The following is a 9,799-nucleotide window of genomic DNA, read 5'->3' as shown; positions in this document are numbered from 1 at the left end:
GATGGCTCCACGTCCATATCCAGCGCCGTCCGGTATGGACGTTAAGCCCGTGTCATCCCACTCGGCCGCCGAACCTTGCTGAGATCACCTCATTGTCGGCGACCTCCACGCAGGCCCCCTGGTTGCTGCCACTGCGAGTGCTCTTGCGCCAACGCGCGCCGGTCACGTCCATGACTTCGCCACTTCCATCATCAGCTCGGTGGACTGTTGCAGGGTCAACGCTTCGGCGAGAGTGGCTTCCCGCTGCTCACGAAGGGCGGCAACCTCGGCGGTCCGCTCGACCACTTGACCCCTGAGCCTGTTGTCGAGGTAGCCCACGTCCACCAGGTCGGGCAGGGTCGCGATGACGAACGGCCCATCCAGGCCAGCGTACGCGCCCACTCCCTGCGGGACGACATGGATCCTCACCCGCCTGCTCTCTTGATTGAGCTGTGCCATGCGAAAGAGCTGCTCCCGCATGACCGCAGCACCACCGACCGGGCGACGCAGGACCGTGTCGTCCACGACCGCGACGAGCTGCGGCGGGCTTTCGTTTGAGAGAACCTGTTGCCGAGCAAGACGTGCCGCCACGCGCGTCTCGACCTCCTCGGCGCTCAGCCTGCCGTCGCTGCCGAAGACCGCCCCTGCGTACGCCTCGGTCTGAAGCAGGCCGGGCACCCATGCGACCTCGTACCACCGTAACGTGCGGGCCTGCTGCTCATAGGTGATCCACTCGCGCAGCCAGAGCGGTTCGGCGTCAAGGTCCGAGAGCCGTTCGAGCAGGCGGACGAACATGCCGCCCGTGTTGAGGGCGCGGTCGATCGCTGCGGCGTAGGCGCTGGTAGGAGGACGCGCGCCAGTTTCCACGGCACTGGCATGTGTACCTGAATAGTTGATCAGCTTGCCGAACTCGTCCTGATTCAGCCCTCGCGACATCCGCGCGTGGCGCAGCTCGTTCAACAGGATCCCGGCCGCGGTCATGCTCATGTCCCCAAACCCTCCCCATCTAGGACCGGGCAACCCTCAAGGCTCCCCACCAGGAGAAATGCGGAAATCCGAGGTCTCTCCATCGTGGCCTAACACCTTCCGAACCCAGGTGGTTACCGCCCAGTGTGGAACTAGGCGGTGCGAGCCGGTGGGGGATCCGAGCCCGCCGGTCTCGTACGCCACGGGCCGCCCCCGATCCTCCCCGGCGTCACCGACCGGTGTGGCCCAGCAACCGACCCAGGAGGAAGCATGTCGCAAGACCGTCACCACCTCGCCGGGGCGCTTCCGGCCACCGGGCACCTCGGCCGCTCGCCCACCTGGGACTGCGAGTGCTGCGGCGAGCCCTGGCCCTGCCCCCCTCTCCGGGCGATCCCAACAGATCGGCTCGACAGGAGCACCCTGCTGCCGGTCGTGTCGTACCTGATGCCCACGGCGATCCGCGACCTGCGCGGGCGGCCGGAGGGGCCGGAGCCGCCGGAGATCGTCAAGCGGTTCCTGTGGTTCCTGCCGCTGCGCGACGCCGAGGCCCGCGCGATCGCCCTGCGGATGCGCTGCCTGCGGAGGTGCTGATGGGCCGCCCGCACCTGCCGATGCGCCCGGCCTGGCTGTGCCGGTCGTGCGCCGCGCCCTGGCCGTGCCAGCCGGCCCGCCTCGCGCTGACGATCGAGTTCGAGGGGCATTCGGTCGCGCTGGCGTTCTACCTGGCCTCGTCGATGTACGAGGCGATGGACGACACGCTGCGCCTGGGCGGCCTGCCCGACCCGGCGGCGCTGCACGCCCGCTTCCTCGGCTGGGCGACGCGGTCCCGCCGCGCCCCGCCGACGGCGTAGCCACCCCCGGACACCCGCCAACGGCGTACACCCCAACGGTGGTCGGCGGGTCGCGGCCGTCCCACACCGACGGCCGCGACCCGCCGCACCCGTGGCGGGGCTGGTCCCGGTGACCCCGCCACGGGTGCTGTTGCGCCACGGACCGGGGCCTGCCGCAGGCCGACTCCGCAACGTCAGCCGCCGGCGGCGGGGCCCCGGTCCGGGCGGTCAGGGGTGGGTGCCGATCTGGTCGGCCTCGCCCTCGCCGATGCCGTACTCCCGTTCGGCGGGCGGGATGCCGTAGAAGCAGACGCTGTCGATCTGCCCGGCGGTCTCGTTGGCCACCGACGAGCCGAAGGTGACGTAGCGGTAGCCCCGGTCGGACTTGTAGCCGTCGATCCCGGCCTCGGTGACCTTCATGCTGATCCGGCTGTTCCAGCCCCGCACGTAGTCGATCATCTTGTACGGGTTGCGCTCGCCTCCGCCGTCCGCGCCCCGCTTCAGGTACGTCGAGCTGTAGCAGTGCACCGTCACCACGTCCGGCTGGTACGGGCCGGAGAGCATCCCGCCCAGCCCGTCGCCGGTGTCCCGGACGAACGAGTCGAACCAGCTGCCGGAGCTGCCGAAGGTGAAGCCGCTGCCGTCACCGGCCCACCGGCCGGCCGGCATGTTGACCGCCCAGAGCAGGTTGCCCCGGTCCTGCGACGGCTTGTTGTCGCGGATCGTCGCCAGCCGGTTCCACCGGGCCAGCCACGGGTTGTTCGGCTGGTGCCAGTCCGGCTCGTTGCCGATCTCCCAGACGAACAGCGTGTTCGGGTGGGCGTCGATGTACGGCAGCATCAGGCTGAGCTGGTGGCGGGCCAGGTTCGGGTCCGGGTCCTCCGACGACTGGATGATCATTTCGGTGAGCCCGGTGCCGCGCAGCGAGTCGAGCTGCGCGTCGCTGAACCGCCGGTTGTACGGGTCGCCCCAGAACATCGAGATCCGGGCGGTCTGCGGGCGCATCCGGCGCAGGATGTCGACCTTGCGGCTGAAGTCGATGTTGTTGCTGGCGTCGCCCGGCGAGACGACGGCCCCCCACTTCATGTAGTAGGCGGCCGAGGCGGGCCGGGCGTCGCCGAGGACGCCGCCGACGGTCAGCGCGGCGGCGGACGCCCCGACGCCGCCGAGGAAACCGCGCCGGGACAGCCCCGGGCGGTCCGCGGGGATGGAACGGTCGGTCATGGTGGAGCCTCCCCAGGTCCGGTGGGCACGGCACGCGCCCGCCGTCCACCCTCCCCGGTGGACGCCTCCCCGGTCCTCTCAGCCCGCTCTCACCCCGCTCGCACGAGCGCGGCGGCGGCTCTCACCCCGCCCGCACCTCGCCGAGCAGGCGCAGCGCCCGCTCCCGTTCGCCGTCCTCGCCGTGCTCGCGGCACAGGGTGAGGCAGTACCGCAGCGCCGACCGGGCCGCCGGCAACCGGCCCAGCGCCAGGTACGCCGCGCCGAGGCGGCGCAGCGCGATCAGCTCGCCGATGCCGTCGCCGACCTCCCGGGCCCCCGCGACCGCCTCCGTCAGCTCGGCCACCGCCCGCTCGTGCGCGCCCGTGCGCAGGTGCAGCTCCCCCAGGTGCCCCAGGGAGATCGCCTCGCCCCGCCGGTAGCCCAGCTCCCGGCACAGCCCGAGGGCCCGCCCCAGCAGGGCCTCGGCGTCGGCGTCCGCGCCGCGCCCGCCGAGCACCAGGGCCAGGCTCGTCGACGTGTACGCCTCCCCGAACCGGTCGCCCAGCTCCCCGAAGATGGCCAACGCCTGCCGGAACGCCGCCTCCGCCGGCCCGGGCCGCCCGGCCACCCGGTGCGCCGCGCCGACACCGAACAGCACCTGCGCCTGGCCGGCGCGGTCGCCGAGTTCCACCGTGATCGCCTTCGCCCGGCTCAGCGCGGCCATCGCCTCGGCGTCGCGCCCCCGCAGCCGGTAGGCGGTGCCCGCCGCGCGCAGCGCCAGCGCCTGCCCCCTGCGCTCGCCGAGCCGGTCGAACCCGGCCAGCGCCGCGTCGAAGCAGGCCAGCGCGTCGTCGAGGCGGTCCAGGTTGAGGTGCCGCTCGCCGAGGGACCGCAGCAGCCAGGCCCGGCCCGCGTCGGCTTCGGCGGCCACGCAGGCGTCCAGGGCCGCCGTCGTCGCGCCCGCCCAGTCGTCGAGGTGTTCGCGCAGCTCGAACAGCCGGCCCAGGGTGTTGGCGAGGTTCCACGCCGGCTCGACCAGCCCGGCCGCCGCCGCCCGCCGCACCGTCGCCACCAGCATCCGCCGCGACGCCTCGAACCAGGCCACCGGGTCGCCGAGCACGGCGTCGCGTTCGGCGGCCGTCCACCGCGACCAGCGCGGGGCGGCGCCGGCCACGCCCCGCCGGAAACCCCCGCCGGTACGCCGGTACGCCTCGTCGGCCAGCGTCAGCCACCCGCCGGTCAGCCGCCCCAGCGCGGCCGTGCGCTCACCGGGCGCGCCGTCGGCGTCCAGCAGTTCCCGCGCGTACGCCCGCACCAGGTCGTGCAGCCGGTAGCCGCCGCCGTCGGCGTCCACCAGGCGGGCCTCGACCAGCCGCTCGGTCAGCTCCTCGCCCTCGGCCGGCGACCGGTCCAGCAGCGCGGCGGCGGCCCAGCCCGGCACCCGGGGCAGGTCCACCCCGCCGAGCAGCCGCAGCAGCCGCCGCTCGGTCGGGTCCAGCTCGTGGTAGCTGGTGGCGAGGCTGGAGCGCACCGCCAGGTCACCGGTGCGCAGCACGTCGAGGCGGGCCCGCTCGTCGGCGAGCTGCCCGGCCAGCTTCGCCACGGGCCAGTGCGGCCGGGCGGCCAGCCGCGCCCCGGCGATCCGGATGGCCAGCGGCAGGTACCCGCAGCGTTCGGCCACCCGCACGCAGTCGGCGTGCTCGGCGGCCACCCGATCGGCGCCGATCGCGTGCCGCAGCAGGTCCACCGCCTCGTCGGCGCCGAACACGCCCAGGTCGACGTGGTGCGCGCCGGGCAGGGCGGTGAGCCGGCGGCGGGCGGTCACCAGCACCGCGCAGCCGGGCTCGGCCGGCAGCAGCGGCCGGAGCTGGTTCTCCCCGGCGGCGTTGTCCAGCACCACGAGCAGCCGTCGCCCGGCCGTGCGGGCCCGGAACAGCGCCGCCCGCTCGTCGGTGTCGGCCGGCACCGCCCGGGGGTCCTCGCCGAGGGCGTGCAGGAACCGGCCCAGCACCGTCGACGGGTCGTGCGGCTCGCCGCCGCCGCGCAGGTCCACGAAGAGCTGACCGTCGCCGAACCGGTCCCGCACCAGGTGCGCGACGCGTACCGCGAGGGTGGTCTTGCCGCTGCCGGCCGCGCCGGACACGACCACGACGGGCGGTGCGGCCGGCTGCCCGGCGTCCGTGGCCGGGCCGTCGCCTGCCGGCGGGGCCAGCAGCGCGGCCAGCCGGGCCGCGAGGTCGTGCCGGCCGACGAAGTCGGCGGCGTCCATCGGCAACTGGGCCGCCGGGGGCGCGGGCGGCGGCGCCGGGGCGGGCTCGGCGGCATCCAGCAGGGGGTCGCCGTCGAGGATGCGCCGGTGCAGCTCCCGCAGCCCCCGGCCGGGCTCCAGGCCCAGCTCCGCCACGGTCGCCGCCCGGCCCCGCCGGTACGTCTCCAACGCCTCGGCCCGCCGGCCGGTGCGGTGCAGCGCGAGCATCAGCCGCTCCCGCAGCTCCTCCCGCAGCGGCTCGGCGTCGACCATCCGGTGCAGGGCGGGGATCAGCTCGGCGTGCCGGCCGAGGGCGAACTCGACGTCCACCCGGTCCCGCTCCACGGCCAGGCGCAGCTCGGTCAGCTCCGCCACGGCGGCGGGGAACCCGGCGGCGTGCGGGTCGCCCGGCAGGCGCACGTCGGCCAGGACCGGGCCGCGCCACAGCGCCAGCGCCTCGCCGTAGCGGCGGGCCGCCTCGGCCGCCCGGCCCGCCCGGGCCAGCGCGGCGGCCTCGGTGGCGCGGGCGGTGAACACGCGCGCGTCGAGGTCGGCGTCGGCGACGGTGAGCCGGTACCCGCCGGGGCGGGTGGTAATGGCGTCGCCGAGCACCCCGCGCAGCCGCCAGATCAGCGTCTGCACCTGCCCGACGGCCGTGTCCGGCGGCGCGTCGCCCCACAGCGCGCCGAGGAGCTGGTCCAGCCCGGTGTCCCGGCCGGCGTTGACCAGCAGGACGGCCAGCAGCGCCCGCTGCTTGCCGCTGCGCGGGGTGACCGTCCGCCCGGCCACGGCCACCTCGAGCGGCCCGAGTATCGCGAAGCTGGCCATCGGCCGGCACCGTACCACCGTGCGCACAGGCGGGGGCGGGGGTCGCCGGCGTGCGACGCGCACCCCGGCGACCGTCGCCTCACGCTTGGCCGACCGGCACGTCCAGCACCTCGTCGACGCTGCGGCGGGGGGTCGGCGAGCCGGGCTGGCCGTACCCGATCCGCATCACCATCTGCGGGGTGCCGAACCGGCCCAGGGACAGCCGCAGCGCCTCCCGCGCCCCCGGCACCTCGATCGGCTGGGACATCATCGACACGCCCAGCCCGGCGTCGGTGGCGGTGAGCAGCACCCGCTGCAGGGCCTGCCCGGCCACCACCTGGTCGGTGGTGGTGTTGCCGGCCGTGCCGAGCACCGCCACCAGCGGCTCCGGCTCGAAGTCCCGGCCCGGCGCGCGGCTGCGCCCGCCGAAGCCCCGGCTGGGCAGCAGGTCCTGCGGCTCGCCCAGCGGGCCGCCCGCGCCGGCCGGCACCCCGTCGGGCGCGGGCGCGCTGCGCACCCACTCGGCCAGCTCGGCCCGGTAGGCGGGGTCGCGGTCCAGCACCCGGTTGGCGCTGCGGGCGACCTCGGCGAACGCGTTCACCGCGCTCACCCCGATCACCATCTCCAGCCAGCCCTGCTCGGCGCGGGCCGCCTCGCCGAGCCGCCACCGCACGTCGGCCGGCACCGGATCGGGCCAGAACGGGGCCCGGTTGCTGAACCGGTGCGGGATGACGCCGTACAGCATCTGCTCGGTCGGCGTGGGGCGGCGCGGCACGTCCGGGACCAGCCGGGCCAGCACGTCGGGCTCCGTCGGGTACGGGCGCAGCCGCACCGTCGCCGGGGTGCCCGCGACGGCGAGCGCCAGCCGCAGGTTGAACAGGGCCGCCCCGCAGGCGATCCGGGCACCCCAGCCGCTCGGGTCGGTCGCCGGCAGCCGGCGCCCGCGGTCCAGCAGCACCTCGATCCCGCCGTCGCGCAGCCGGAACCGCCACGGCTGGCTGTTGTGCAGCGACGGCGCCCGCACGGCGTCGGTGGCGGCGGTCCTGAGCTGCTCGACGGTGAAGCCGGTCTCCATCATGATCCCCTCCCGTGGCAGTCGTGCCGCCCCGTCTGGTCCTCCTCCACGGTGCGTGACCAGGGCGGTCGGCGGGCAGGGCCGGACGTCCCGTCTGCGCCGGGACCCCCAGCCCACCGCCGCGCGGCGGCGGTAGGGACCTTCGGCCCGTGCGGGCACCCGGCCCGAGGGGGTAGAAACGAGGGATGATCCGGGTGTTCCTGCTCGACGACCACGAGGTCGTCCGTCGTGGCCTTGCCGACCTGCTCACCAACAGCGGCGACATCGAGGTGGTGGGGGAGTCGGGCTCCGCCCAGGAGGCGGCCCGCCGCATCCCCGCGCTGCGGCCCGACGTGGCGATCCTCGACGCCCGGCTGCCCGACGGCAACGGCATCGACGTGTGCCGCGACATCCGCGCCGTCGACTCGTCGATCAAGGGCCTGATCCTCACCTCGTACGAGGACGACGAGGCGCTGTTCGCGGCCATCATGGCCGGCGCGTCGGGTTACGTGCTCAAGCAGATCCGCGGCACCGACCTGGTCGACGCGGTGCGCCGGGTCGCCGCCGGCCAGTCCCTGCTCGACCCGGCGATCACCACCCGGGTGCTGGAGCGCATCCGCAGCGGCGTGGAGCAGCCCCGCGAGCTGAAGACCCTCACCGAGCAGGAGCGGCGCATCCTGGAATACGTCGCCGAGGGCCTGACCAACCGGGAGATCGCCGGCAAGATGTTCCTCGCCGAGAAGACGGTGAAGAACTACGTCTCCAGCGTGCTGGCCAAGCTGGGCTTGGAGCGGCGCACCCAGGCGGCCGTCCTGGCGACCCGCCTCCTCGGCAAGGCGCACTGACCGGCCGCCGGCACCTGCCGGGTCAGTCGTCGCGCAGCGGGGCCGTCCAGCGCAGCTCGGTGCCGTGGGGCGTCACCGGGCGCACCTCGAACTCGCCGCCGTGGCGTTCGGCGCGCTCGCGCAGGTTGACCAGGCCGCCCCGCGCGGCGGCCGGGTCGCAGCCCTTGCCGTCGTCGGCGACCGTGACCGTCACCCAGCCGCCCTCCACCCGCACGCCCACCGCGACCCGGCTCGCCTCGGCGTGGCGTACCGCGTTGGACAGCGCCTCGCGGAGCACGGCCGTGAGGTCGGGGCGGACCGGCTCGGGAACGGCGCTGTCGATCGGGCCGGTCAGCTCCAGCGACGGCCGGAAGCCCAGCGACCCGGCGGCCACGTCGACCGCCTCGCGGATCTCGGTGCGCAGCGCCGCGCTCATCGGGGTGCGCAGCTCGAAGATCGTGCGGCGGATGTCCCGGATCGTGGCGTCGAGGTCGTCGACGGCCGCGTTGATCCGCTTGGCCACCTCGGGGCGGGCGTTCATCGCGCCGCTCTGCAACTGCAGGCCGGTGGCGAACAGCCGCTGGATGACCACGTCGTGCAGGTCCCGGGCGATGCGCTCGCGGTCCTCCAGGACCACCAGCAGCTCCCGCTCCTCCTGCCCCCGGGCCCGCTCCATGGCCAGCGCCGCCTGCCCGGCGAAGCTGCCGAGCAGCGCCACGTCGTCGTCGGTGGCCCCGCCCCGGTCGGGCGGGTAGGCGATCACCAGCACGCCGTGCAGCGTGTCGGCGGCGGCCAGCGGGGAGACCACCGCCGGCCCGGCGGTCACCGGCGCCGGCCAGGGCGCGGCCTCGGCCAGGTTCTCCGCCAGCGTGTGCCGCCGCTCGGTGACCGACTCGGCGAAGCTGGTCTCGCCGGCCGGCAGCACCGCGCCCACCAGCCCCCGGACCGGCTCGCCGGCCCCGTCGGCCGGCCCCCGGGCCGGCTCGTCGGCCCCATCGGCGTGCCCCCGGGCCGGCCTGTCGGCGGCGTCGACCACCTCGACGGTGAACTGGCCGGCGTCCTCGTTGTAGAGCAGCACGACGGCCAGTTCCGCCTCGGCGACCTCCCGGGCCCGCCGGGCCACCAGCGCCAGCGCGTCGGTGCGCCGCACCTCGCCCAGCAGCACCGAGGTGATCTCGGCGGTGGCCGCCAGCCAGCGCTCCCGGCGATGGGCCAGCGCATACAGCCGGGCGTTCTCGATCGCCACGCCGGCCGCGGCGGCCAGCGCCACCACGATCTCCTCGTCGTCCTCGGTGAACTCGGCCGCGCCCTGCTTCTCGGCCAGGTAGAGGTTGCCGAAGACCTGCTCGCGGATGCGCACCGGCACCCCGAGGAAGCTGTGCATCGGCGGGTGGTGCGGCGGGAAACCGTAGGACTTGGGGTGCTTGGTGATGTCGGGCATCCGCACCGGGCGGGGCTCGTCGATGAGCAGGCCGAGCACGCCCCGCCCGTGCGGCAGGTCGCCGATCTTCGCGTGCAGCTCGGCGTCGATGCCGTGGGTGATGAAGTCGTGCAGCAGCCGGTCGGGGCCGATCACCCCGAGCGCGCCGTACTTCGCGCCGACCAGCTCACACGCCGCCGCCACGATCCGCTGCAGCGTGCTGCGCAGGTCGAGATCGGTGCCGATGCCGACCACCGCGTCGAGCAGGGCCCGCAGCCGCTCCCGGCTGGTGACCACCTCGCCGACCCGGTCCAGCATCTCCTGGAGCAGCTCGTCGAGGCGGACCCGCGACAGCGGGCTCAACCCCAGCGACGGCGCGACCGGCTCATGCCTCGGGTTCGGTGCGTTCACCCGGCGATGGTATCGCCCGGCGAACGCACCGGCCCAGCCTCGATCACCCGTGCGGTC

8 protein-coding genes and 1 pseudogene are annotated in these 9,799 nt (G+C 75.2%); 3 read left to right on the top strand and 6 right to left on the bottom strand.

Annotation, left to right across the window (positions count from 1 at the left end; all coding sequences use genetic code 11):
• Positions 1-91 precede the first annotated feature (91 nt).
• Both GA0070558_RS31210 and GA0070558_RS31205 read right to left on the bottom strand, forming a co-directional pair.
• Positions 92-172, bottom strand: a pseudogene (locus tag GA0070558_RS31210) (DUF397 domain-containing protein); the annotation flags it as partial.
• A complete protein-coding gene (locus GA0070558_RS31205) occupies positions 163-966 on the bottom strand; it encodes a helix-turn-helix domain-containing protein (protein ID WP_091286706.1) in 804 nt (267 codons plus the stop codon). The gene GA0070558_RS31205 and the pseudogene GA0070558_RS31210, both read right to left, overlap by 10 nt.
• Before the next feature lie 249 nt (positions 967-1,215).
• Between GA0070558_RS31205 and GA0070558_RS31200 the strand changes: the two genes are divergently transcribed.
• Entirely contained in the window at positions 1,216-1,536 is a 321-nt protein-coding gene (locus GA0070558_RS31200; RefSeq protein ID WP_091286703.1) for a hypothetical protein, read from the top strand.
• Positions 1,536-1,796, top strand: coding sequence for a hypothetical protein (locus tag GA0070558_RS31195; RefSeq protein WP_091286717.1), 261 nt, complete (start codon positions 1,536-1,538; stop codon positions 1,794-1,796). The genes GA0070558_RS31200 and GA0070558_RS31195 overlap by 1 nt, the downstream gene beginning before the upstream one ends.
• Before the next feature lie 207 nt (positions 1,797-2,003).
• Here the strand turns inward: GA0070558_RS31195 and GA0070558_RS31190 are convergent, their stop codons facing one another.
• The 3 genes from GA0070558_RS31190 to GA0070558_RS31180 all read right to left on the bottom strand — a co-directional run bounded on the left by GA0070558_RS31190 (position 2,004) and on the right by GA0070558_RS31180 (position 7,108).
• Positions 2,004-2,999, bottom strand: a complete 996-nt coding sequence (locus GA0070558_RS31190; protein WP_091286699.1) for a twin-arginine translocation signal domain-containing protein — start codon at positions 2,997-2,999, stop codon at positions 2,004-2,006.
• 121 nt (positions 3,000-3,120) lie between these two features.
• A complete protein-coding gene (locus GA0070558_RS31185; protein WP_091286695.1) occupies positions 3,121-6,054 on the bottom strand; it encodes an AfsR/SARP family transcriptional regulator in 2,934 nt (977 codons plus the stop codon).
• 79 nt (positions 6,055-6,133) lie between these two features.
• Positions 6,134-7,108 carry an Acg family FMN-binding oxidoreductase gene (locus GA0070558_RS31180; RefSeq protein WP_091286714.1) on the bottom strand — a complete coding sequence of 325 codons (975 nt, stop codon included), beginning with the start codon at positions 7,106-7,108 and terminating at the stop codon, positions 6,134-6,136.
• A 185-nt stretch (positions 7,109-7,293) separates the two neighbouring features.
• On the opposite strand from GA0070558_RS31180, the gene GA0070558_RS31175 reads away from it, so the two are divergent.
• Positions 7,294-7,932 (top strand): response regulator, encoded by a 639-nt coding sequence (locus tag GA0070558_RS31175; protein ID WP_043962597.1) that lies wholly within the window; start codon positions 7,294-7,296, stop codon positions 7,930-7,932.
• Between the two features lie 22 nt (positions 7,933-7,954).
• On the opposite strand, the gene GA0070558_RS31170 is transcribed toward GA0070558_RS31175, so the two are convergent.
• A complete protein-coding gene (locus GA0070558_RS31170) occupies positions 7,955-9,694 on the bottom strand; it encodes a sensor histidine kinase (protein WP_091286692.1) in 1,740 nt (579 codons plus the stop codon).
• Between the last annotated feature and the right edge of the window lie 105 nt (positions 9,695-9,799).

The organism is Micromonospora haikouensis, assembly GCF_900091595.1.
Lineage (GTDB): Bacteria > Actinomycetota > Actinomycetes > Mycobacteriales > Micromonosporaceae > Micromonospora > Micromonospora haikouensis.
The sequence above is the reverse complement of the archived record's forward strand: the minus strand, read 5'-3'. Positions and strand labels throughout refer to the sequence as shown.

Bases quoted from the DNA above. Each gene is read 5' to 3' on its own strand.
- GA0070558_RS31185 (WP_091286695.1), bottom strand. From the start codon at position 6,054: ATGGCCAGCTTCGCGATACTCGGGCCGCTCGAGGTGGCCGTGGCCGGG.
- GA0070558_RS31180 (WP_091286714.1), bottom strand. From the start codon at position 7,108: ATGGAGACCGGCTTCACCGTCGAGCAGCTCAGGACCGCCGCCACCGAC.
- GA0070558_RS31200 (WP_091286703.1), top strand. From the start codon at position 1,216: ATGTCGCAAGACCGTCACCACCTCGCCGGGGCGCTTCCGGCCACCGGG.
- GA0070558_RS31175 (WP_043962597.1), top strand. From the start codon at position 7,294: ATGATCCGGGTGTTCCTGCTCGACGACCACGAGGTCGTCCGTCGTGGC.
- GA0070558_RS31190 (WP_091286699.1), bottom strand. From the start codon at position 2,999: ATGACCGACCGTTCCATCCCCGCGGACCGCCCGGGGCTGTCCCGGCGC.
- GA0070558_RS31205 (WP_091286706.1), bottom strand. From the start codon at position 966: ATGAGCATGACCGCGGCCGGGATCCTGTTGAACGAGCTGCGCCACGCG.
- GA0070558_RS31195 (WP_091286717.1), top strand. From the start codon at position 1,536: ATGGGCCGCCCGCACCTGCCGATGCGCCCGGCCTGGCTGTGCCGGTCG.